The sequence below is a fragment of the Corynebacterium sp. HMSC074C03 genome, from assembly GCF_001838285.1.
Classification (GTDB): domain Bacteria; phylum Actinomycetota; class Actinomycetes; order Mycobacteriales; family Mycobacteriaceae; genus Corynebacterium; species Corynebacterium amycolatum.
Genome location: NZ_KV836196.1, coordinates 55,170 through 79,314, shown reverse-complemented (window position 1 = coordinate 79,314; position 24,145 = coordinate 55,170). Strand labels below are relative to the sequence as shown.

At 60.0% G+C, this 24,145-nt stretch carries 16 protein-coding genes; 11 read left to right on the top strand and 5 right to left on the bottom strand.

All coding sequences use genetic code 11. The features are described from left to right. Nucleotides 1-159 precede the first annotated feature (159 nt). The 3 genes from ileS (at nucleotide 160) to HMPREF2847_RS02040 (ending at nucleotide 5,644) form a co-directional block, all read left to right on the top strand. Complete coding sequence (gene ileS / locus HMPREF2847_RS02050) at nucleotides 160-3,420, top strand: isoleucine--tRNA ligase (protein ID WP_083327298.1); 3,261 nt, start codon at nucleotides 160-162, stop codon at nucleotides 3,418-3,420. 15 nt (nucleotides 3,421-3,435) lie between these two features. Further along, on the top strand, nucleotides 3,436-4,902 hold the full coding sequence (locus HMPREF2847_RS02045) for a DNA polymerase IV (RefSeq protein WP_070851359.1): 1,467 nt from the start codon (nucleotides 3,436-3,438) through the stop codon (nucleotides 4,900-4,902). A 79-nt stretch (nucleotides 4,903-4,981) separates the two neighbouring features. Further along, nucleotides 4,982-5,644: a DapH/DapD/GlmU-related protein gene (locus HMPREF2847_RS02040; protein ID WP_083327297.1), complete on the top strand. Its 663-nt coding sequence runs from the start codon at nucleotides 4,982-4,984 to the stop codon at nucleotides 5,642-5,644. A 1-nt stretch (nucleotide 5,645) separates the two neighbouring features. On the opposite strand, the gene HMPREF2847_RS02035 is transcribed toward HMPREF2847_RS02040, so the two are convergent. After that, the gene (locus tag HMPREF2847_RS02035) at nucleotides 5,646-6,632 is read right to left on the bottom strand and encodes an asparaginase (RefSeq protein WP_070851358.1); all 987 of its coding nucleotides are present in this window, start codon (nucleotides 6,630-6,632) and stop codon (nucleotides 5,646-5,648) included. A 124-nt stretch (nucleotides 6,633-6,756) separates the two neighbouring features. Between HMPREF2847_RS02035 and HMPREF2847_RS02030 the strand changes: the two genes are divergently transcribed. Continuing rightward, nucleotides 6,757-7,524, top strand: coding sequence for a WKL family lipoprotein (locus HMPREF2847_RS02030; protein ID WP_246821907.1), 768 nt, complete (start codon nucleotides 6,757-6,759; stop codon nucleotides 7,522-7,524). A 168-nt stretch (nucleotides 7,525-7,692) separates the two neighbouring features. Here HMPREF2847_RS02030 and HMPREF2847_RS02025 read toward each other — a convergent pair whose 3' ends face one another. Continuing rightward, nucleotides 7,693-8,721 carry a hypothetical protein gene (locus tag HMPREF2847_RS02025; protein WP_246821906.1) on the bottom strand — a complete coding sequence of 343 codons (1,029 nt, stop codon included), beginning with the start codon at nucleotides 8,719-8,721 and terminating at the stop codon, nucleotides 7,693-7,695. Nucleotides 8,722-8,811: 90 nt separating this feature from the next. On the opposite strand from HMPREF2847_RS02025, the gene lspA reads away from it, so the two are divergent. The 4 genes from lspA to rarD all read left to right on the top strand — a co-directional run bounded on the left by lspA (nucleotide 8,812) and on the right by rarD (nucleotide 12,172). Continuing rightward, on the top strand, nucleotides 8,812-9,381 hold the full coding sequence (gene lspA / locus HMPREF2847_RS02020; RefSeq protein WP_070851355.1) for a signal peptidase II: 570 nt from the start codon (nucleotides 8,812-8,814) through the stop codon (nucleotides 9,379-9,381). A gap of 68 nt (nucleotides 9,382-9,449) precedes the next feature. Further along, nucleotides 9,450-10,361, top strand: a complete 912-nt coding sequence (locus tag HMPREF2847_RS02015) for an RluA family pseudouridine synthase (protein ID WP_070831731.1) — start codon at nucleotides 9,450-9,452, stop codon at nucleotides 10,359-10,361. Next, nucleotides 10,358-11,083, top strand: coding sequence for a hypothetical protein (locus HMPREF2847_RS02010; RefSeq protein ID WP_038625766.1), 726 nt, complete (start codon nucleotides 10,358-10,360; stop codon nucleotides 11,081-11,083). Before HMPREF2847_RS02015 ends, HMPREF2847_RS02010 begins: the two co-directional genes overlap by 4 nt. Nucleotides 11,084-11,203: 120 nt before the next feature. Beyond that, entirely contained in the window at nucleotides 11,204-12,172 is a 969-nt protein-coding gene (gene rarD / locus HMPREF2847_RS02005; protein ID WP_070851354.1) for an EamA family transporter RarD, read from the top strand. On the opposite strand, the gene HMPREF2847_RS02000 is transcribed toward rarD, so the two are convergent. From HMPREF2847_RS02000 to HMPREF2847_RS11540, 3 genes are all read right to left on the bottom strand, one after another. Next, the gene (locus tag HMPREF2847_RS02000) at nucleotides 12,169-13,596 is read right to left on the bottom strand and encodes a D-arabinono-1,4-lactone oxidase (protein ID WP_070851353.1); all 1,428 of its coding nucleotides are present in this window, start codon (nucleotides 13,594-13,596) and stop codon (nucleotides 12,169-12,171) included. The genes rarD and HMPREF2847_RS02000 overlap by 4 nt on opposite strands. Beyond that, nucleotides 13,593-14,882, bottom strand: a complete 1,290-nt coding sequence (locus tag HMPREF2847_RS01995) for an alanine racemase (RefSeq protein ID WP_070851352.1) — start codon at nucleotides 14,880-14,882, stop codon at nucleotides 13,593-13,595. The genes HMPREF2847_RS02000 and HMPREF2847_RS01995 overlap by 4 nt, the downstream gene beginning before the upstream one ends. Nucleotides 14,883-14,962: 80 nt before the next feature. Next, a complete protein-coding gene (locus tag HMPREF2847_RS11540) occupies nucleotides 14,963-15,127 on the bottom strand; it encodes a hypothetical protein (RefSeq protein ID WP_005510327.1) in 165 nt (54 codons plus the stop codon). 243 nt (nucleotides 15,128-15,370) lie between these two features. Here HMPREF2847_RS11540 and dnaE point away from each other — a divergent pair, with 243 nt between their 5' ends. The 3 genes from dnaE (at nucleotide 15,371) to HMPREF2847_RS01980 (ending at nucleotide 24,136) form a co-directional block, all read left to right on the top strand. Further along, nucleotides 15,371-18,928, top strand: a complete 3,558-nt coding sequence (dnaE, locus tag HMPREF2847_RS01990; RefSeq protein WP_070851351.1) for a DNA polymerase III subunit alpha — start codon at nucleotides 15,371-15,373, stop codon at nucleotides 18,926-18,928. Between the two features lie 56 nt (nucleotides 18,929-18,984). Next, a complete protein-coding gene (gene ilvA / locus HMPREF2847_RS01985) occupies nucleotides 18,985-20,280 on the top strand; it encodes a threonine ammonia-lyase IlvA (RefSeq protein WP_070851350.1) in 1,296 nt (431 codons plus the stop codon). Between the two features lie 106 nt (nucleotides 20,281-20,386). Continuing rightward, nucleotides 20,387-24,136, top strand: coding sequence for a hypothetical protein (locus tag HMPREF2847_RS01980; protein ID WP_246821904.1), 3,750 nt, complete (start codon nucleotides 20,387-20,389; stop codon nucleotides 24,134-24,136). Nucleotides 24,137-24,145 lie beyond the last annotated feature (9 nt).

Sequence of the window (24,145 nt, the reverse complement as noted above, 5' to 3'; positions counted from 1 at the left end):
TCAAATAAGCGGGCTATCGCGTGAAACCGCATGGTTCTTGGTCGCAAGAACCGTCGTAAAGCGTGATGCCAAGCGGGGTGGTACCGCGCGAGACTCCTTTTCAGCGTCACCAGTAACAACGCCGAAGGGGCTAGGCACGCGTCCCCGTGGTGAGTATTAATGATGTTCGACCACGGAAGCGACGTAAAAACGGTGTCTAATTCGAACGATGTAAATGCCTCTGCTGAGGCCACTCCGGCAGGTGGCGCATATCCGCGCACTGCTGACTTTGGTAAGTACACCTCGAGCCCGAAGTTCCCGGAACTGGAAGAAAAGGTCCTGGACTACTGGGGTAAGGACAGCACTTTCCAGGCCTCTATCGATCAGCGTGATGGTGCTGACGAATACGTCTTTTATGACGGCCCTCCGTTCGCCAACGGTCTACCGCACTACGGTCACCTGCTGACCGGTTACGTTAAGGACATCGTTCCGCGTTACAAGACCATGCGTGGCTACCAGGTTGGCCGTGTCTTTGGCTGGGACTGCCATGGTCTGCCGGCTGAGCTGGAGGCAGAGAAGCAGCTCGGTATTAAGGACAAGGGTCAGATCGAGGAAATGGGTCTGGCTAACTTCAACAAGTACTGCGCCGAGTCGGTGCTGCGGTATGCGGGCGAGTGGAAGGAATATGTCACTCGTCAAGCTCGTTGGGTTGATTTTGACGGCGGATACAAGACCATGGACATGAGTTACATGGAGTCCGTGATCTGGGCCTTCAAGGAGCTCTATAACAAGGGCCTGGTATATCAGGGGTTCCGCGTGCTGCCGTACTCCTGGGCAGAGCACACCCCGCTGTCCAACCAGGAGACTCGCCTGGATGACTCCTACAAGATGCGGCAGGACCCGACCCTGACCGTGACCTTCCCGTTCACCGGCGCCAAGGCTGGCTCTGCAGCGGAGAAGACGCTGGCGGACAATCCGGTGCTCGCTGACACTGCAGCTATCGCTTGGACCACCACGCCGTGGACGCTGCCGTCCAACCTTGGCCTGGCCGTGAACCCGAAGGTCACCTATGCCGTAGTTAAGGTCGGCGAGGATTCCTCCGTGCCGGAGTTTGCAGGTAAGACCTTCCTGCTGGCAGAAGCACTGATTGGTGCCTACGCCAAGGAATTGGGCAAGGAACACGAGGTCGTGGCTACGTTCGCTGGTGCTGACCTGGAAGGTCTGACCTACCAGCCGATCTTCGAGTACTTCGCAGATCACCCGAACGCCTTCCAGATTATGGTGGCCGACTATGTCACCACCGAGGACGGTACTGGTGTGGTCCACCAGGCACCGGCATTCGGTGAAGACGATATGAACACCTGTAATGAATATGGCATCGATGTCATCATTCCGGTGGACATGGACGGTAAGTTCACTTCCCAGGTGCCGGAGTACCAGGGCAAGTTGGTCTTCGACGCCAACAAGGACATCATCCGTGACCTGAAGGCCGCTGGCCGCGTCGTCCAGCACCGCACCATCGAGCACTCCTACCCGCACTCCTGGCGTTCGGGCGAGCCGCTGATCTACATGGCACTGCCAAGCTGGTTCGTGTCCGTTACCAAGATCCGCGAGCGCATGGTGGAGCTCAACCACAACGAGATTGAGTGGATGCCGGAGCACGTCCGCGACGGTCAGTTCGGCAAGTGGCTCGAGGGTGCACGTGACTGGAATATCTCCCGTACCCGCTACTGGGGTTCGCCTATTCCGGTGTGGGTTTCCGACAACGACGAGTACCCGCGTGTCGACGTCTACGGTTCCCTCGATGAGCTGGAGGCGGACTTCGGCGTTCGCCCGACCACACTGCACCGCCCGGAGATTGACGAGCTGGTGCGCCCGAACCCGGATGACCCGACCGGCAAGTCCATGATGCGTCGCGTCCCGGATGTCCTGGATGTCTGGTTCGACTCCGGTTCCATGCCGTTTGCGCAGTTCCACTACCCGTTCGAGAACAAGAAGTGGTTCGAGTCCCACGCACCGGCCGACTTCATTGTGGAGTACATCGGCCAGTCCCGCGGCTGGTTCTACCTGCTTCACGTCCTGTCGGTGGCACTGTTTGACCGCCCGGCGTTCAAGAAGGTCGTCGCCCACGGCATCGTGCTGGGTGATGACGGCAACAAGATGAGTAAGTCCAAGCGCAACTACCCGGATGTCAACGAGGTCTTCGACCGCGACGGCTCCGACGCCATGCGCTGGTTCCTCATGTCCAGCCCGATTCTGCGCGGCGGCAATCTGATTGTCACCGAGCAGGGCATTCGCGAGGGCGTGCGCCAGGCGCTGCTGCCGATGTGGAACGCATACTCCTTCCTGCAGCTCTACGCTTCCAAGCCGGCCGAGTGGTCGGTGGACTCCGACAACATCCTGGACAAGTACATCCTGGCCAAGCTTGCAGCAACTGTCCGTGCTGTCACTGAGTGCCTGGACAACACCGACATTGCTGCTGCCACCGATGAGGTCCGGCAGTTCTGTGACGCACTGACCAACTGGTACGTGCGCCGCTCCCGCGACCGCTTCTGGGCCGGCGATGTCAAGCACCCAGAGGCGTTCAACACCCTGTACACGGTGCTGGAGGTTCTCACCCGCGTGGCTGCTCCGCTGTTGCCGATGGCCACCGAGGTCATCTGGCGCTCGCTCACTGGCGGCCGCTCGGTGCACCTGGAGGATTGGCCGGACGTCGACAAGCTGCCGACCGATGACGAACTCGTTGAGTCCATGGACATTGTCCGCAATGTCTGCTCGGCAACATCGCGCATCCGCAAGGCCAACCAGCTGCGTAACCGCCTGCCGCTGAAGAAGCTAACCCTGGCATTCCCGGATGCCGAACGTCTGCGTGATTACGCCGACATCGTTTCCTCTGAGGTCAACGTCGACAAGGTGGAGTTCACCTCCGACGTGGACTCGGTGGGACGTTTCGAGGTCTCCGTCAACGCCCGCGTTGCCGGACCGCGCCTGGGTAAGGACGTTCAGAAGGTCATTAAGGCTGTGAAGTCCGGCAACTACGAGGTTGTCGACGGCGCCGTTGTCGCCGATGGTATTCCGCTGCAGGAGGGCGAGTACACCCGCAATCTGGTCGCGATCTCGCCGGATTCCACCGCTGAGGTCGACGGCGTCAATGGCCTGGTCGTGCTTGACACCGAGCTCGACGAGGACCTGGAGTCCCGTGGCTGGGCTGCTGACCGTATCCGCGGTCTCCAGGACGCCCGCAAGAACGCTGGCCTCGAGGTCACCGACCGTATCTCGGTGAAGCTGCAGGTCCCGTCCGAGCGTGAGGAATGGGCCAACCGCCACGCTGACCTCATCGCCCGCGAGGTTCTCGCAACCGCCTTCGACGTCGTCGCTGGCGGAGAGCCACTGAGCTACGACGTGGCGGACGGCTGCTCGGCGGATATTGCCAAGCAGTAGGGGAGAGTAATCTCAATGCCGACTTCCGGGCGGTGGGTCCTGCACATCGACATGGACGCGTTCTTCGCGTCCGTCGAGCAGCTCACCCGCCCGACTCTGCGCGGGCGGCCAGTTCTCGTCGGCGGACTGGGTGGTCGAGGTGTGGTCGCCGGTGCCTCCTATGAGGCCCGCGCGTACGGCGCGCACTCGGCTATGCCGATGGCCCGCGCACGTCGGCTCATGCCACCGAACGCAGTGACGGTCAGCGCGCGCAAGGGCATCTACGGGCCGGTGTCGCGCCGCGTGTTCTCTGTAATCCGCGAGCGCGTGCCCGTGGTCGAGCAGCTCAGTGTCGACGAGGCTTTCATGGAACCCGAAGAGCTTCAGGGAGCCTCGAAGGAGCAGGTCATTGCCTGGGCGGAGCAACTGCGGGCAGATATTCGGCGGGAGACCGGTTTGGCCTCGTCGATAGGCGCGGGTGCGGGCAAGCAGTACGCGAAAATTGCGTCCGGCCTGGCGAAACCCGACGGCGTGTATGTGCTGGATCCCGCACGCAATCACGAACTGTTGCACCCGCTGCCGGTAGAGAAGCTCTGGGGCATTGGCCCTGTCACCGCTGCGAAGCTGCACACGATGGGCGTGGAGACAATCGGCGATTTCGCCGCCATGTCCCAGCGCGATGTCGAGGTATCGCTGACCTCCAAGACCGGTGTAATGCTGTGGCAACTGGCGCAGGGAAGGGATGACCGGCCGGTCAAGGAGCGCGATGTCGCCAAGTCCGTGTCGGCTGAGTACACCTATCCCGAGGATTTAGAGTCGCAGGCACAGCTCCACGCCGCCGTCGATCGCGCAGGTGAGTCCGCTTTTCGACGGCTCAAAAAAGATGGCCGTGGTGCGCGCACTATCACTTGCAAGGTGCGTCTGTCCGACCTGAGCATCCATACCCGATCTGAGACGCTCGCCTACGCCACACAGGACTTCGACACTCTCATGGCTGTCGCTCACCGAATCGCGTTCACACCCGCGGAGGTTGGCCCAGTGCGACTGGTGGGCGTCGGTTTCTCCGGGCTGGATTCGCACATACAGGAAGTCCTGTTTCCTGAGCTCGACCGCGCTATCACCGTCGAAGATCGAGTGCCGGCCCCTACGCTTTCCGACGCTCCCGCCGGCCTGGTCGAGCTATCTGGAACCGGTGCGTTGCCGACTGTTCGGCTTTCCGACTCCAAGTGGGCACCCACCTCGGACGTACACCACAGCGAGTATGGACATGGTTGGGTACAGGGGTCGGGGCACGGGATTGTGACTGTCCGTTTTGAAAGCCGCACCAGTGGCCCCGGGCGCATGATCACGCTGAAGGAGGACGACCCGGAGCTGCGCCCGTGCTCTGCGGTGTGCAGTTTGGACTGGCCAGAGTGGCTGGCTTCCGACAAAGAAGCAGCTCTTGACTTGCCGCAACCTGAGCGTGAAAGTGAAGATGAGGTTGGCCCCGATGCGGATGCTTGATGCGGCTGCCTGACGTGGCCGTTATCCTCGGTGCCGTTGGCGGCTCTCTGTTTATGGGCTGTCCGTAAACTGGGGCACTATGACTACCGAATCCCGCATTGCAGAGCTCGAGGCAGCTCGCCGCGCCTCGTTGCGCAACACCGATCGAGATCCGAATCCGACGACCACACTTCCCGACGACGGTCTGGATAACCGCCAGCGCATGCTGAACGGTCAGTGGTATATCGCCGATCATCCGGAATCGCAGGCTCTGAACGCGCGAATTGGCCAGGTGGCCGCTGAATTTGAAGTCGCATTCCGCGAAGACCAGCAGGCAGCACAGCAAGTGCTGGCACCGGCACTGGGGTCTTTCGGAGAGGACAGCACCGTCCGCCCGCCGATCTACCTGGACTACGGCGATAACATCCACATCGGCGACAACGTTTTCATCAACTTTGGGCTCACCGCACTTGACGTGGTGAAGGTGACAATCTGCGACTACGCGCAGCTCGGGCCCAATGTGCAGCTGCTTCCACCAGTACACCCACTGGGAGCTGAGGCCCGCGCCGCTTATCTAGAGTCCGGTGATGAAATCATCATCGGGCGCAATGCTTGGATCGGTGGTGGAGCCATCATCCTGGGCGGTGTTTATGTCGGCGACGATTCCGTGGTCGCCGCGGGTGCGGTGGTGACAAAGGACGTTCCCGCGGGCGTAGTCGTGGCTGGAAATCCGGCGAAAATCATCCGCATCATCGAGGCGTGAATTAGAACAGCGTCTGCGGATGCACATTCGCGGCCAGCGCGGCAGCGAGAATGATGCGCGCCTGCGGTGCATGCACGCAACCAGCGCTAATCACACCGTGCCGAGCCAGCGTCGCACCGCCACCGGCGCCACCGTAGGCGGCGTGGACATCGCCACGCGGGACGCGCGTCGCCATCACGACGGTCACATCAGCGGCAATGGCCCGGTCAATGGCGGCGGCAAACTCATCGGAGACATTGCCCGATCCCAGGCCTTCTACGACAATGCCGCGTGCACCGGCGGCGACGGCCGAATCCAGCTGTGAACCATCTGCACCTAAGTAGGCGGGGATAATCTCTACCTTCGAGCCCGCCAAGGCGGCCAGCGGCAGCGGATCTGGACGAACCGGCTCCTCCGGGGCATTAGTGGCAAAAGCCAAAGGATCGGTTGTGTGCCATTTTGTCGCACCTCGCACCGGCAAGACTGCGTGGCCAAAGACAATAAGAACGCCAATTCCCTGCGCAGAGGCATCGGAAGCAATGGTCACGGCCTCAAAGAGGTTCCCGGGTCCGTCGGTTTCCGGATGATCATAGGGAAGCTGTGCACCAGTAAAGACAACCGGACGCGAGTCCGCATGGAAAATATCGGCAGCCATGGCCGTTTCTTCCATCGTGTCCGTGCCATGAGCTACGACGACACCGTCCACGGAGTCGTCGTCAAGCACTTCGTGAATAGTGGCGAGAATACGATCGACATCGTTGAGTGTGAGACTCGACGAGTCCAACATGCCGAGCTCACGAACTTCCAGCTCTAACATGCCCTCTGGATAACGCTGCGCGACCGCCGCGACGAGCTCCGCGCCCGAGATGGTCGGGGTTAGCGCACCATTGCGATTCGTGGTGCAGGCGATGGTGCCGCCGGTGGTGATGACAACGATTCGGCGAGGGGAGGCCGGGGTAGACGAGGCCGAGCTAGCCGGGGAATGATCCTGAGTCGACATGTCCACCATCTTACCTAGGCGATGTTTTGGCCTTGTGTAGGATTATGGAAGGCGTGAAGCCAGCGAATCTTCATGCAGATTTTATTGGAGTAGTGCACATATGAAAGTCCCCTGCAACCAGCGCGTTAGCGGAATGCGTTGGCGCACAGCGCGTGGTGTGACAGTAGCGGCGATGGTCTCGGTCAGCGCACTTGGGCTCGCTGCCTGCGGTGGTGGCAATACTGCAGCGCCGACGACTGAATCGAAGACATCCAGCTCGGCGGAACCCGTCATCATGCTGCCGACGCGTGCAGAGCTTAACGACGTTCTCGCACGCCTCATCAACCCCAATCTACCTATCGAGGAAAAGGCGCTGACCATCGAGGACGGCGATACTGCCGGCGATTTCTTCGACATTGTCACTCACAGTGCCAATGAGCAGGAAATCAGCTTTGATGTCATTGACCCGGTCACGCCTGGATTTACTACTAAGCAGGCCGTAGCCGGTGTCAATATCCTGCGTCCGGAGGAAGATCCGATGCTCGTGGAGCAGGTGGACTTTATCCACCGGGATGGCCGTTGGATGCTGAGCAAGGAATGGGCCTGCAACCTGGCATCGACGCTTGATCCGGAGCACAAGCCTGGGTTCTGCCTCGCGCCCGGCGAGACTCCTCCGCCGCCGCCTGATCCAGAAGAGGAAGAAACCCCGGTTGAAGAGGCTCCGGTTGAAGAGGCTCCGGTTGAAGAGGCTCCAGCACCGGTCGAGGAGCCAGCTCCGGCTGCGGAGCCCGAAGCGCCGGTCGAGGAAGTGCCGCCTCCGCCGCCTCCCGCACCTGAACCACCGGCTGAAGAGGCTCCGCCACCGCCGCCACCGCCGCCGCCGGCTCCGGCTCCGGCGGAGGACGCGCCTCCACCGGCTTAGGTGCCGTCGGGCCAGGCATCACAGCCTAGTCCGGTCGGGTGCACTGGCCACACAAAAGAAAGTGTCTAGGTTTATGACAGTTCCGCCCATTTTTTGGGCAGAAAAGTGACATAAACCTAGACACTTTCTCGTCTTCTAACCTTGCAGTGCCCGAGCTATTCTTCTGGGCTACTTCCTCGAGCCGTCGCCGTCCTTAAACTCCAGCCCGCGGTGCGTCTGCTGAGTGATGCGCACATCGGAGTTGCCGTCGCCGTAGGTCACGGAGGTCACAAAGTCGATGTTGCCCTTCATCGGAAGCGGCTTAGTCAGGTCGATGGTGACGCGGTCGGCAAGCATGTCAGTCGTGGCCTCGACAACCTTCAGTGCACCCTCGCCGCCAGTGTCCAACTCGGTGACTGTCGGAACCTGCTTGACATCGACCTTCAAATTAACAATGTCGCCCGCACGGCTGAGCAGGGTATAGGTCACTTTCTGCGTCATCGTGGTCTGGCCTTCGACCTCGCTTTCGACCGTCCAGGTCGCATCCTTTCCGATGTCCTCGGAGGGGAAGACGATAGGTACGGAATGCAGCTGCTGCAGCGCCATCTCCACGCCAGCGCGAGCGGTGTCGGTCGCCTTCTCCGGCGCTCCCAGTTTGAGTTCCTTGACCTCACCAGTGGCCGTTGTTGACCAATCAGAGATGAAGCCCTGCGCGGTCGCGATATCCTCATTCAGCTCATCGTTGGAGCCGTGGGGTTTACCCACCTCTGACGTCACCACACGAGTATCGTCATCGCTGGTAACAGTACTAGTCAGGGGGATTTCCAGGCGGGTGTCCGGGAAGGTCTGGTCGCTATCGGCGTTTCCGCCACGCTGCGCGAAGCCCTGCGTCACCGCCACGGTCGACTCCTGCTCTGCACCGTCGTCCTTCCAGCGCACGCTCGCCAGCTCACCGCTACCAGCACTGGTCAATTCGACCTTGGGTTGTGCAACGTCCACGGGTTGCGTTTCCACCGAGCTTTCCGACGAGCACGCGGCCAATGACACCACAGTGGTAGCGGCAACAACAGCGGTGCCGACCCTCGCCAGCAGGCCATGCTTGGTGTGACCAGGCTGGTCGCTGCGGCTAGGTCGACGGAACCACGAGGAGGTGGTGTCTCCTGCACGTCGTAAAGCAGTGGAGGCCGGAACAAACTGAGATTGGAAACGTCGAGTCACACCGGTTAGCGTACCGGTTTCGCGGTGGATAGGAACCACCCGGGCGGTGTCAGTTGGCTGAATATGGGTTTGTTAGGCCATTATGGGACAGTGACTAAGAAGGAAACGAGGACATATTTCCCGCGGCGGGGGATTCTCGCTGCGGTTATTGTGTCAGTTGCGATTATCGATCAGCTGACCAAGATTATCGCTTTGAAGACTCTCGATGGCCGTCCTGCGGTGCAGGTCATTGGCGATCTCTTCGAGTTGCGGCTCGTTTTTAACCCCGGTGCAGCCTTTTCCTTTGGCACGAACGCCACCTGGGTTTTTACTACGTTGCAGCTGGTTTACATCCTGGCTGTGATGTGCTTTTCCCATTGGTTGCGCAGTCCTATATCGGCGACTGCGGCGGGGCTTATTGCTGGTGGTGCGCTGGGCAACCTCATCGATAGGCTGTTTCGGGAACCCGGTTTCTACGTCGGCCACGTCGTCGATTTCCTGTCGGTTAAGGGTTTTGCCGTATTTAATATCGCGGACTCCGCGATTACAGTGGGCGTTATTATCCTCGTTATCTGGATGGTTTTTTCCAAGGAGCCGGATCTCTTCGCTGATCAGATTGCAGCGGAGAAGAAATCTGCTCAGAAGAATCAGAAGCAGTCGGCGGAGGGAGGACAGCAGTGAACGACAATGCATTAAATCGCGGTGCAGCACTCGGGGGAGCGCACCAGCCCGACCGAGAAACCCGGCAGATGCCCGTTCCACCGGGCTTGGCCGGAATGCGGGTAGATGCCGGTGTGGCTAAGTTGCTGGGGCTCTCGCGCACAGCGGTGGCTGATTTGGCAGCGGCTGGGGACATCACGGTTGATGGCGTGAGCGTGGGCAAGTCCGACCGACTGGAAGAAAACGCTTTCCTCTCCGTGTTGTTACCGCCCGTGGAAAAGCCATTGGTTCCCAAAGAGGAACTCGTCGAGGGCATGGACGTGCTCTACCACGACTCCGATTTGGTAGCTGTTCACAAGCCTGTTGGCGTGGCTGCGCATCCGTCGGTCGGTTGGGAAGGTCCAACGGTTATCGGCGGGCTGGCGGCTGCTGGTTTCCGCATTTCTACCTCCGGTCCGCCCGAGCGAAAAGGCATCGTGCATCGCCTGGATGTTGGCACCTCTGGCGTGATGGTTGTCGCCTGCTCAGAGCGGGGCTACTCCGTGCTCAAGCGGGCGTTCAAAAACCGTGAGGTGTCGAAGACCTATCACGCTCTGGTTCAGGGGCATCCGGATCCGCTGTCGGGGACAATTGATGCTCCGATTGGCCGTCATCCTTCGGCGGGGTGGCGCTTTGCCGTCCGTCAGGATGGCAAACATGCTGTGACGCACTACGAAACGCTTGAGGCTTTCGCCCCAGCAACGCTGTTGAAAGTGAATCTAGAGACTGGGCGCACGCACCAAATTCGTGTGCACTTCTCTGCGCTGAATCACCCATGTTGTGGCGATCCCATGTACGGTTCCGATCCGGCATTGGCCCAGCGGCTTGGGCTTAACCGCCAGTGGCTTCATGCTGTCTCGCTTGGTTTCCACCATCCGGCAGATGGTCGCTGGATGGAAATCGAATGTCCATACCCAGATGATTTGAACCACGCATTGGAAGTTTTGAGGCAGGGCGCATGACGCAGACTCCATTGGGATCCAAGAATCGAGCGCGCCCCGAAACTCGTGCGAAAAGCACCGGTGACGGCAGTATTTCGCCAGTGATGGCACTAATCTCAGGTTTCTGTGTTGTCGTATTGGTGATTGTTTTAGCAGTCGCTTCGACATCCGATCGCGTGAGCAAGCCGCAGAATATCAACGGCGATGCGCTCGGTCCAGACCCGTGGGAAGCAACCGAGCAGTACGTAGAGCGTGCCGACGAGTCCCTCGAGAATATGAAGAAGGAAGACTACCAGCTAAAGAACGGCCAGCCAGTCGTGGAGGACCCGAAGTTCTGGGCGATGGTGACTTTTGACCGGCTGCTCGATGCGCAAGAAGCGGCACAGGTCTATGAAAAAGAGCCCTCTCTGCGAGTATCGACTGCAATCATCGGTGGCGTGAGTACCCGGTATTTGCCGCAGCCGAGCAAAACGGCGAGTGAAGAAAAGCTGCTGCAAGATCAACTGGAGTTAGCGGCTGCCTACGCAGACGTCGCGATTGACGACGAACGGCTCGGCTTCAACGGTTTACTGGTCTATGGAGACGCTGAGGCGTTGATGAATGTCAAGAAACTGCCTGCTGTTAAAGCAGTCGAGGCGCTGCCATCAGATGCGGCACGCGGCCGTTTTGGTATCCGACCGGTGCTGAGTTCCGGTTTCACGGATAAAGATCCGCTTTTTGCGCCGGGGCTGAGCCAGAACTAATAGAAGCCAGAACTAAGTGCCCAAATCCAAAAGACTAGGATGAAGCGGCTAGAACTCTGCCGTCAGTACGCCGCCAGTACGCAGTCAGTTTCAACGAGAACGAAAAGGAGTCAGTCAACAGTGATTCAGGCATTCGGTGCGTACCTTTTGTGGGCGCTGTTTCCGCTCTACTTTCCGCTGCTGGAGCCGGCGGGGGCCGTGGAGATTTTGGCGCATCGATTCGTCTGGACGCTTGTCTTTATGGCCATTGCCCTCAGCTTCATGCGCGCATGGCCAGAGCTGAAGGCCGCGAGCGCCAAGACGTGGGGCACTATTTTTATTGCCGCACTGTTGATCTCCGTCAACTGGGGCGTGTACGTCTACCTGGTCAACAATGGGCAGGTGGCGGAGGCCGCACTCGGCTACTTCATTAACCCGCTGGTCAGCGTTTTGTTGGCGATGATTTTCTTCCGTGAAAGCATCTCGCGGTTGCAGCTCGGCAGTGTCATCTTGGCAACCATTGCGGTCATTGTTCTCACTATCGGTGTGGGACATCCGCCGTTGGGTGCGCTGGCGCTGGCGTTCAGTTTCGGTTTTTACGGACTAATGAAGAAGCGGGTATCGCTTTCCTCGGCAGCGTCGCTGACGGCCGAGTCCGCTGTAATCACACCGATCGCGCTGGCCTACATCTTCTGGTTGAGCTCCAACGGGCAGAGCACCTTTACCTCCGAAGGAACCGGCCACACGCTGCTCATGATGAGCGCCGGTGTTGCTACCGCCATTCCGTTGCTGCTCTTCGGCGAAGGTGCCAAGCGCCTGCCACTAGCCACCTTGGGCCTGATGCAGTACATCACGCCGGTTCTCCAGATCACTTTGGCAGTCACCGTGCTCGGCGAGGAGCTCGAGCCGGAGCGCTGGATTGGCTTCTTCATCATCTGGGGTGCCGTCGCGCTGTTCATCTGCGACCTCATCCTGAAGATGCGCCGTCAGCGTCGGGTACGCCGGGAACTCCGCAAGGCTGGCATTGAACCGGCCACGGTTCCCGACGATGCCGCCGACCAGACGGATGGGGCGGTTACCCGGGACGTCGTAAAGCCGGCAGACAGTTAGCAGAAAAGGTCGCGCAGGTGCTCGTTGAGGAAGATTCCCTGCGGGTCGACCTTTTCGCGTAACGCCTGGACCTCGCCGAAGAGTGGATAGCGTTCTGCGAAATCCTCCGCGCGGAGCGTGTGCAATTTGCCCCAGTGCGGGCGACCTTCGTGGGCCTTGAAAATCGGCTCAATGAGGTTGAAGTACTCTCGGTAGTTTTCCTTCCAGTAGCGGTGGATGGCGATGTAGGCACTGTCGCGGCCGTACGCAGTTGACAGGGCCACATCATCGGCTTTTGCGGAGCGCACCTCGATGGGGAAGGAGATTTTCATCCTCTTGCGGGCAATCGCGTCGCGGATTTCTCCGAGGACATCGGAAGCGGCCTCGAGCGGGACGGAGTACTCCATCTCGGAGAAACGAACGCGGCGCGGCGAGACAAAGACCTTGTGCGCCTCGTTGGAGTAGCGGCGCTCGGGCACTGTGTTGGTGGCAATCCGGTTGATGGTATCGGTCGTAGCGGGAATGGCTTTGGCAATCTCGCAGCACGCCAAGAGTCCCATGTTGTTGACGACTTCGTCGTTAAGATACGTGCGCGCGCTGCCCAGGCGCTGCTTCAGGCTATTGCGGCTCGGGCGGCGGTGGCGCTGCGGTTCGATGCGAGTATTGTGCTTGACCAGCGTCTCGCGCTGTCCCGGGAACCAGAAAAACTCCAGGTGGTCAGCTTCTTTGCAACGCTCGGCGAAGCTCTTGCGCAGGGAGTCAAACTCTTCGCGATGCTCGTCGGCATGCAGATCAAACGCCGGTACAACGGACATCGTGACCTCCGTGAGCACGCCGAAGACACCCAGCCCCAGCCGTCCGAGGCGGTAGAGCTCGCCGTCGATTCCCTCAGCGTCCGGATGACAGTGCCTGACGACGCCATCCGCGGTGACAATCTTGAATCCCTTAACGGTGCCTGCGAAGCCGGTGAACCCAAGGCCGGTGCCGTGCGTGCCAGTAGAGATAGCGCCGGCCAGCGACTGTGGATCGACGTCGCCCTGGTTGGGAAGCGCCCAACCGAGTGGGCGCAGAATACCTGGAGTGTCGCGCAGGCGAGTGCCGGCACGCAGCGTGGCGGTTTGGTTGGCCGCGTCCAGTTCGACCAGGCCAGCGCAGCGGTCGAGTTGAATGCGATGCCCATCGGTGGTGGCCACGGACGTAAAGGAATGACCGGCTCCCAGCGGACGCACCGTAGTGCCGTCGGTCTTCGCTGCCTTAATTACCGAGATGACGCCCTCGTCATCGTGCGGCTGATGCATATAGGACGGGGTGCACGACTGAGTGTGAGCCCAATTGTTCCACCGCGAGTTGGCAGCAGCTTTCGCCTGCGCACGCCGACGTACGCGTGGTACGCGGGACTCAACTGTGGAGACTGTGAAGCGGGCGTTGTTGCGTGAATTGCTCATGTGAAGATCAATCCCTTTCCTCGGTACGTGGGCCAGTGGGCGATGATGGCGCCATCTCGAACTGCAATGACTTCTTGTGCGTGCTCGGCTATTTCGCCGGCCTTGGCGTGGCGGAACCACACGGGATCTCCCAGCGAAAGTGCATCGGCGCTCTTGCCGAGCAACGGAGTCTGCACCTCACCGGGGCCTTCCTCTGTCGCGTAGCGCAAGCCAGTGGGGTACCAGGGAATTGGCAGCCGGTCATCTCCCGCCGGCCCAGAGGCAATTCGACCACCGCCGGACACCGTGACCACGCCCTTCTTAGGGCGTCGCGTCGCCGGCAACACAAACCAGGACGCCGGGCGCAGATTGAATGCGCGATAGTTATCGAACAGTGTTGGTGCCAGGAATCCCGACCCCGCCGCTGCCTCGGTTACTGCGGCTTCGGCGCACGTCGACTCCAACGACCCCGTGCCACCGCCGTTGACAAACTCCAGTGGTCCCGCCACTTTCTCGACTGCAGCGACAACCTTCGCGCGGCGCTTCGCCAGCTCCTTCCTGGACACGGCTTGCATGAGGCGAATCGCCCGAGCACGCAGGGAGTGTCCGGCATCGCCCACTCCGGCAATGTGCCCCTCATACATCATGATTCCCGCCAGCTGCAGCTCCGGACGGGCAATGATCTGCTTGGCAAACGCCGCTGCCTGCTTCGGCGAGAACAGGCTGGAGCGCAGCGTACCGATATGCACGCCGGGGAGGGGGCGAAAGGACGCATCGACGTCCATGCACACGCGGATTGGCGCATTTTCGCTTGCCGACGTCGCCAGCGCCTCCAGATGCTCGGGACGGTCAACCATTACGCAGATGGCGGCACGCGCTGCATCATCGTCGGCAAGCTCTGAGATCGCGCGGGCGTCAAGTGTTGGGTAGGCGACGACGATGTCGTCACTAATGCCTTCTCGGAATAGGTACAGCGCTTCTGCCAGCGAATATGCAAGCACGCCCTGGAAACCGGGGAAGGCCAGGACGTGCGAAATAAGCTGTGGAATGCGAATCGATTTCGAGGCCACGCGAATAGGCATCCCGTTTGCACGGCGGAGCATATCGCGGGCATTGGCTTCGACCGCCGCGAGGTCGACGACGACTGCGGGAAGGGAAGTGCAGTTAAGTAGCGTGTCGGTAGCTAGTGGCGGGCGGGCTGTCTGGGGCATCAGCGGCGGCAGCGCCTCAGGCAGGTGAGACATCGATGTCGGAGCCGGGAGGGATGTGTCCGAGGACTCCGGGGCAGAAGCTCGAGAAAGTTTCATGCCCTAAAACGTAATCATTGGAAACCTGTACTGTCTTTGATTTTGAAAAGAAAGTCAGAATTTCCCGGGTCTGTGCTTTATTAGACCAGCCAGCTGTAGCGGGCGGCATCCATGTTGGAGGTGATGACATCGCCATCGACGAGGTAGCCGGCAGCAACGGGGCGGCGGTCGATGGTTGCAAGAACCTCGTCAAGCTCGGGCTTGGGGAAGTAGGTGAAGTGGCCATCGGAAAGTGGTGCGAACACTGTATTGCTCCTTTGGTTCTTTGCTCGAGGGCAGTGCGTTTCTCTATGGCCGCGAGGAAATATGAGGACTTCCTCACAAACCGTGGTGTCGAGTATTGTCAACTGGTTTTGAAAAGTAAAGTAAGTGGTGCGGTGATGTTAAACACATCTTTAGCCATAACTGTGCAGACATAAGGGGCTGCTTCATTTTGAGTGTTCGAAGGAATCGTGTTCAGTCCGGGCGATTGTCTACAATCTGGACTCATGGCTAACTCCTCCTTCGTGCACCTCCACAATCACACCGAGTACTCCATGCTCGACGGTATGGCGAAGATTGATTTGCTTGCCGACGAGGTTGCGCGACAGGGAATGCCTGCGGTCGGTGTCACCGACCACGGCAATATGTTTGGCTCAAATGCTTTCTATCGGCAGATGAAGTCCAAGGGCGTCAAGCCGATCATCGGCATTGAGGCCTATATGGCGCCGGAGAGTCGTTTTAATAAAAAGCGCATTCAGTGGGGTGAACCGCATCAGCGTCGAGATGACGTCTCCGGTCGCGGTTCCTACTTGCACCAGACCATGTTGGCCGCGAATGCGCAGGGTCTGCGGAACCTGTTCTACCTGTCGTCGATGGCGTCATATGAGGGGCAAATTAGTAAGTACCCGCGTATGGATGCCGAGTTAGTGGCGGAACGCGCCGAGGGCATTATCGCAACCACTGGTTGCCCGTCTGGTGATGTGCAGACTCGTCTGCGCCTGGGGCAGTTCGACGAGGCTCTGCAGGCCGCCGGTATGTGGCAGGACATCTACGGCAAGGAAAACTACTTCCTTGAACTGATGGATCACGGGCTGGATATTGAGACCCGTGTGCGCAGTGAGCTACTGGAGATTGGGCGGAAGCTGAACCTGCCGCCGCTGGTTACTAATGACTGCCACTATGTCACCCGTGACCAGGCCAAGGCTCACGAGGCTATGCTCTGCGTGCAGACGGGTAAGACGCTCAATGACCCGGACCGTTTTAAGTTCGACGGTGACGGCTACTTCATTAAGTCCGCTGAAGAAATGCGCGCTACCTGGGACCATCTAGTTCCGGGTGCCTGCGATAACACGCTGCTCATCGCTGAGCGCGTCGAGGACTACGACGAGCTGTGGGAAGAGCATCCGCACGACCGCATGCCGAAGGCCGACGTGCCGGAGGGGGAGACACCGACGACGTGGCTGCATCACAACGTGATGGAGGGCCTGCGCAAGCGCTTTGAGGGCCGCGAAGTTCCGGAGGAATACATCCGGCGCGCGGAGTATGAGATTGAGGTTATTGACGGTAAGGGCTACCCGTCGTACTTCCTCATCGTGGCGGAGCTTATTCGCCATGCCCGCGAGGTGGGCATCAAGGTCGGTCCGGGGCGTGGTTCCGCTGCCGGTTCCCTGGTTGCATACGCGACGTGGATCACCAATATCGACCCGATTGAGCACGGTCTTCTTTTCGAGCGATTCCTGAACCCAGAGCGTCCGTCCGCGCCGGATATCGATATCGACTTCGACGACCGCCGCCGCGATGAAATGATTCGCTACGCGGCCGATCGCTGGGGTGAGGACAAGGTCGCGCAGGTGGTCACCTTCGGTACGGTGAAGACCAAGCAGGCTCTGAAGGACTCGGCGCGTGTGCAGTTCGGTCAGCCGGGTTACCAGATTGCAGACCGCATTACTAAGGCGCTGCCGCCTGCGATTATGGCTAAGGACATTCCGCTGAGCGGTATTGTCGACCCGGAGCACCCACGCTACGGCGAGGCCGCCGAGGTTCGGCAGCTTATTGAAACCGACCCGGATGTGGCTCGAATTTACGAGACGGCTCGTGGTCTCGAGGGCGTCGTTAGGCAGACCGGCGTGCACGCCTGTGCCGTGGTGATGGCGTCGGTGCCACTCTTGGATCACATCCCGATGTGGAAACGACAGGCTGACGGTGCGATTATCACCGGCTGGGACTACCCGGCATGTGAAGCCATTGGTCTGTTGAAGATGGACTTCTTGGGTCTTCGAAACCTGACGGTTATCGGTGACTGTATTGAGCACATCAACTCCAACCGGGACGAGACAATAATGCTCGATGAGCTTGAGACCGATGACCCAAAGGTCTACGAGCTGCTGTCGCGCGGTGACACCCTCGGTGTGTTCCAGCTTGATGGTGGCGGCATGCGTGAGCTGCTCAAGCGTATGCAACCGACGGGTTTCGAGGACATTGTCGCATCGCTGGCGCTATACCGTCCGGGCCCGATGGGCGTGAACGCGCACTTTGACTACGCAGATATTAAGAATGGCCGCAAGCCCTACAACGCCATCCACCCGGAGCTGGATGAGCAGCTGAAGGAAATCCTGGAAGAAACGCACGGCCTGATCGTGTACCAGGAGCAGATCATGAAGATCTCGCAGAAGCTGGCGAATTACACCGCGGGGCAAGCAGATGGTTTCCGTAAGGCCATGGGTAAGAAGAAGCCCGAGGTGCTGGCCAAGGAGTTCGTGAACTTCGAAGGCGGCATGTTGGAAAATGGTTTCTCCAAGGATGCTGTCCAGAAGCTGTGGGATATTATTCTGCCCTTCGCCTCGTACGCGTTTAACAAGTCCCACGCGGCGGGCTATGGCCTAGTGTCCTACTGGACCGCGTATCTGAAGGCCAACTACACCGCTGAGTACATGGCGGCGCTGTTGACCTCGGTGGCGGATGATAAGAACAAGCTGGCTATTTATCTGTCGGACTGTCGCCACCTTGGCATTAAGGTGCTGCCGCCGGATGTCAATGAGTCGGGTATGGATTTCGAGCCGGTCGGTGAAGATATTCGCTTCGGCCTCGGCGCTATCCGTAACGTTGGCCATGATGTGGTCGCGTCGATTGTGAAGACGCGCGAGGAGAAGGGCAAGTTCACGTCCTTCTCGGACTACCTGGACAAGATTGAAACGCTGCCATGCAACAAGCGCATCACCGAGTCGCTGATTAAGGCTGGCGCTTTCGACTCGCTTGGGCACCCACGAAAGGGCCTTGCGCTCATTCACGAAGAAGCCATTGACTCGGTGCTGTCGACCAAGAAGGCTGCAGACAAGGGACAGTTCGACCTGTTTGCGGGCTTCGGTGGCGAAGAGGACACCGGTTCGGAGGGCATCTTTGAAATCCGTGTGCCGGATGAAAATTGGGATCGCAAGCACGAGCTGACCCTGGAACGAGAAATGCTGGGCCTCTATGTCTCCGGTCATCCACTCGATGGGTTCGAAGAATCGCTGGCCGCGCAGACCGATACCGCTTTGACCACGGTCGTCGGTGGGGAGGTCGCTAACAACACCGAAATCACTATTGGTGGCATTGTCTCCAGCGTTGACCGTCGCGTGAATAAGAACGGTCAGCCATGGGCGATTATCGGTATTGAGGACCACAACGGCGCGCGCGTGGAGGTTATGGCTTTTGCGAGAACCTACGCGATGATTGCCACCAGCATTGCTGAAGATGCCATCGTGCTTATTCGTGCTCGCGTTCAGTACCGCGATGACCGCATGAGTGTGGTCTGTGATGACCTAAAGCTGCCGGATCTTGGCCGCAATGGCTCCACTTCGGCGCCGTTGCGTCTGACCATGCGCACTGATCAGTGCACACCGGAGATGATTGCCAAGCTGAAGTCAGTCCTGTTGGATAACCCCGGCGACTCCGACGTTTATCTCAAGCTTGTCGACGGCGATTCCCACACCACTTTGGTTCTCGGCGAGCACTTGCGGGTCGACCGGGACGCCAGCTTGATTGGTGATTTGAAGGCGACGATTGGGGCCAGTATTTTGGGGTAGCTTATCGTGGCCCTGATTGTCGCAACCGATTGTATGACCGAGTAGAGTCATAGCTCATGAGTGAGAATTCTGTGCCTGCTTCCCAGCCCGAACGCCGACTTGTCCACGCGGCCGATATTCAGATTGCGCAGGCACGAATTTCTTCGGTTATTGCGGCCACTCCGCTGCAGTTCAGCCCACGTCTTTCCGAAATTACCGGCGCTAAGGTATTCCTCAAGCGGGAAGACCTCCAGGACGTGCGCTCGTACAAGATTCGCGGTGCCTACAACGCCATGGTCCAAGTCACCGACGAAGAGCGGGCAGCAGGCGTCGTTGCGGCATCTGCAGGAAACCACGCTCAAGGCGTGGCCTACGCATGCCGTCAGCTGGGTATTAAGGGGCGCATCTATGTGCCCAATGCCACGCCGAAGCAGAAGCGCGACCGTATCGCATACCACGGCCGCGATGCCGTTGAGATTGTCGTTGTCGGAGACTCTTTCGATGAGGCCGCCGCTGCTGCTCGTGCCGACGCACAGCGCACTGGTGCAACCATGGTGGAGCCATTCGACTCTTTCAACACCATCGTCGGACAAGGCACTGTCGCAGCTGAAATCATTGCGCAGCTCTCCGGTCAGGGGTTGACTCTGGATACCATCTGCGTACCGGTCGGCGGCGGTGGTCTGCTCAGCGGTGTCACCTCGTACCTGTCGGATATGTCGCCGAACACCCAGGTCATGGGCGTGGAACCTGCGGGCGCGGCCTGTATGCGCGCAGCCCTGGAGAACAACGGCCCGATTACGTTGGGGCACACCGACCCGTTCGTCGACGGCGCCGCGGTGGCCCGCTTTGGTGACCTGCCATGGCACATCCTGGAGGCCAACCGCAACCGCGTTCATCCGATGATTGCGCCAGAGGGCGCGGTCTGTGAGGCGCAGCTGGATCTTTATCAGAACGAAGGGATTATCGCTGAGCCGGCCGGTGCGCTGTCTGTGGCAGCTCTGGAGCAGATGCAGTTTGAGCCGGACGAGGTTGTTGTCTGCATCATCTCGGGTGGTAATAACGACGTGCTGCGCTATGCCGAGATCATGGAGCGCTCGCTGGTCTACCGCGGCCTCAAACACTACTTCCTGGTGAACTTCCCGCAGAAGCCCGGCCAGCTGCGTATGTTCCTCAGCGATGTTCTCGGCCCGGATGACGACATCTCGCAGTTCGAGTACCTCAAGCGTAACAACCGCGAAACTGGTGCGGCCCTCGTCGGTATTGAGCTGCGTCATGCTTCTGACCTCGAGGAATTGCTGGCACGCATGGATGCCTCGCCGCTGAAGTGTCGCCGACTGGTGCCCGGCACACCAGAGTATGACTTTTTGACCTAGACTTGCTGGGTCCAGCTGGGAAACTTCCGAGGGAGTCCTCCCAGGTCCATTAATTAAATGAATCTTTTCGAACAAGCTTTGTAGCGAAGGGGAGCGTCCACCCACTATGACTGGGGCAAGCAGTGTCGACCAGGGTGTCCGAGTGGAAAATACCGTGATTGTCGAAATGTGGCTGGCTGCCGCAGAGCAGGATCTGGCCACCCGGATTCCAGGGCTGCTGGAATCTGCCACGCAGGCCAAAGTTGAGCCACTGTTTGTCTGGTCAGGGCTGTCGATGGACGAGGTTGAGCGTATCGACCGCTTCTTGGGAACGCTCCTGGCCCATCATCTGGCTGGTGGTACCGCTGCCGATATTGATGCTGCGAAGAGCGTCGTTGACAATCACCCGCTGGTCACCCTTGCCTCGCTGGTAGGGCGCGCCGCGCGTGTTGCGTCGGCAAGCGAAATGTGGCTGGACTGGCCGGCCGCTTTGCAGCTGAATCCAGACGCTGACACTACCGGCGCGCTTATTGCCCACCTCGCCGCCACAGTGCCGACAATGCTAGCCAATGCCGGTTTGCCTAACGACGTAGACAGCGACCAGGCCGATTCGGATGAGCTGCAGCAAGCGGCACAGGTGCTTCTGCTGCACGCGGGTGTGCAGCTATCGGTGATGCCACTGATTATCGAGCGCTGCGAGGAACTTGCCGGGGTAGCGGAGCTGACCAATCCTTCGGCCAATGACCTGGTACAGGCGTTGTCGAAGGTACATCCGCTGCTCGAGGGGCTGCTGACCGAAATCGCGGAGGCGGAAGATGGTGCCTACCCGCTGGCGCTGCGTCAGTTGGCCAGGACGGCACCCCGCCAGGCACACAAGTTGTTTAAGGCAACCCTCGGTTACGCCATTGCCACCGCCGCTGATCCGGCCAACTGGGAAGCTCGGGAAGAGCTGGGCCAGCTCGATGCGGGCCTTCCGCCCATACTGGTGGCCGCTGCGCGTGAAGAGCTGCGTATGCGTCCGGCGGGTACTGCGAACCGTCGTGAAGCCGTGGGCGTGGTGGCAACGACCGGCCGCCCACAGCTGTACTTCGATGAGCTGACACAGACCGTTGGCGTACAGCTACCGACGCCGCTGGACCCGGCGGGGCGGACCTGGCGCGTCACCTTCGGCGGCACGGTAGCAACGACGCCGGTGGTGGGCCTGCAGGATTCGCTGCCACGTCCAGTGGTGACCATTGATGAGCCGGTGCGCGATGTGCTGGTGGAAATCGGCGATGAGAAGCACTGGCGAGTCCCGGCGATTAGCACTGAGGACCCGATTCTCATTTTCGGTGCCGACGGTCAGTCGGTCACGGATAAGGTATCGCTGCACTCGACCTCCGCTACAGTGGTCTACCCCGTTGATGCCACACTCGTTGACCCCGTCACGGGTGCTGAGGTGCCATTGCTATCGGACCCGCGCCCATTCAACTGGGAGCTGTGGCAAGTCGCTGAGATCGATCTTCGCGATGTTCATGCAGTTCAGGTTCGTCGGTCCGGGGCGGCTGGCGAGGTTCGGTCGGCATCACCTCAGCGTCAACCGCGAATGACCATGCCTCACGCGCGTCTCGACGGCGCGGTGTCTGCCTACGGTACCCCGGTTTACGCTGGCGGTCCGGTCGCTGTGTTCCCGCCGACGCTGTCCGGAAAGGACGAGTCCTGGCGTGCCATCGTCACCGAGTTTGGCGGCTATGGTGCGTTTACCACGGATTCCGTCATGGTCTATGACCTCGAGGTACCCGCCGCGGGTGGCGAGGTTGAGATTCTTACCGATGATGATTACCCGTGGGTCGGCGAGTTCGTGGTTCGCCTGGTCAATCCGCGTGGCCGCAGCTTCCAGAAGCACTTCGCCATTGCGGAGCAGGCTGACCTCACGATTACTTACAGCGGTGGTGGTGACGGCTTCCGCATCCCGACCATCGATGGTCTGAGCCCCGCTGACATCCGCGTTGTCTCCGGTGACAAGCCGCTTGACGCCGAGCCCGCTATCGTGCGCCTCGGGGCGGACGAAATCACCGGTACCGTCGAGCTTTCCACCGACGAGGGCGCATGGCTGCAGTTGCAGGTCACGCCAGGCACTCTGCAGTTTGAGGTTCCGCTTGCCGACGAATCCGTCGCCCGCCGCACCACTACCTTGGTCACCCGCCCGAAGCGTGTCGATGCCTTCGGCAAGATTGTCGTCAATGCCCCGGGCGAGCTTCGCCATGCGCATGTTGCAGTTTCCAGCGGTGAGCGCGACATCTGTCGCGTCCCCATCAAGCGTTTCGGCGATACTGGCTACGCGGAGTTCGGCAAGTTTGCCGACCGTATCTCTCTGCTGAAGGCCTTGCGTATCAGCTTGGACTGGACTCGTGTGACGGGACGTAAGCGCCTGTCTGTACCGCTGGTGGAGGCTTCCTCCCGCGATGCCATCCGTCAGATTGCCTTCAACGATGAAGCCACTGACATCATCGAGGTTGATGTCGCTGACGATGTTTCGCACTTGCCGATGACCCTGTGGCTCTGGGCCGCCGGTCAGCCGTGGCGCGAACCCGTCGCCCTGGAAGTCGTGGAGGGTGAATGCGAGCTTCCCGACGAGCTCCGCGGCCTTGGCCCATTCGTCGCGCAGGTGACTCTCGGCGTAGAAAAGGAACGCCATCCGCAGTGGCCGGCGGCCGGGTCGACCATTTTGCATCATGTTGATGATGCCGAGGCTGTCGACCTCGACAGCGAGGACACCAATCCCGTTGCTCGCGCGCAGGAACTGTGGGGCAAGCTAAATCAGGAGCAGCTCGCACGTTTGTGGACGCTACTGGCGACCTTGCGCGCTGGTCGTGCAACCGACATGGCGCAGGCGAATCCGCTGTTGGCCGCTCCTATGCTGGGCGCGATCCTGCGTGCTGAACCGCGCGCCGGTCTGGCTGCGTTGAACCGCTCAGTCATCGCGTTGGACGATCAGCCGGGTATGTTTATCGCCTCCGGACTCGTGCTGGGAGACTTCAGCGCTACTAAGCCGGTGCCGGGGCGTCGCCGTGTGCCGTGGCTCGGTGCCTTGGCAGCATTGGCGGATCTCACCGATGAGAGCGTGGACCGTTCTCGACAGCTGGATTACCTACGTACTACTGGTGGCCAGGGACTGCTGGACATTGCTGCCAGTGGCCAGGACACTACTCTGGAGTCCGCGACTATCGACCAGAGCTCGGTGCAGATTACCGCGCTGCCGGAAGCACAGGCTAGCGCTATTTTGTCGCAGGTCTTTGATTCTTACCGCATGGTCCCGGGTCCGCTGACCGACGATGACGCTCGCTTCACCGCAATTTACGAAGTGGTACGCAATCGCGCTGAGATTGTGGAATCCGGTGTGATGACCCAGCTTGCCGCTGCCTCGCGGGTGTTGTTTAAGACGGTGTCGAAGGCATCTCCACGACTGCGCAAGGCGGTCAATGTGCGCTTCCACAAGCTCGATGGCATCGATGCGGATGATCCTTCGCTGCACTGGACTCTGGTGCCGGGAACGTCACTGCTTATTGCAGTGGCTGCCCGCGTATTGGCCCGCACTCAGGCTGAGAACTCTAATGCCAGTGTCGCCGCTGTCCGTGAGCTGATTCCGATGTGGGCTCAGCTGGCGGACCTGGTTCCGACGTTGGTGATGAGCGATATTCTCATCGCAGACGCGTTGGTGGCTCACGCCCTCCACGGTGATGTCACCGAGCTGCCGTGGCCAGCACCCGAGTCGGGTGCTGATGTCGAAGCTGATGCTGACGCTGCGGCCGACGCTGATACTGACGCTGCGACCGACGCTGATGCTGACGCTGCGGCCGACGCGGATGCTGAAGGCACGGCTGACGTGGAGGACTAGCCTGTCTGA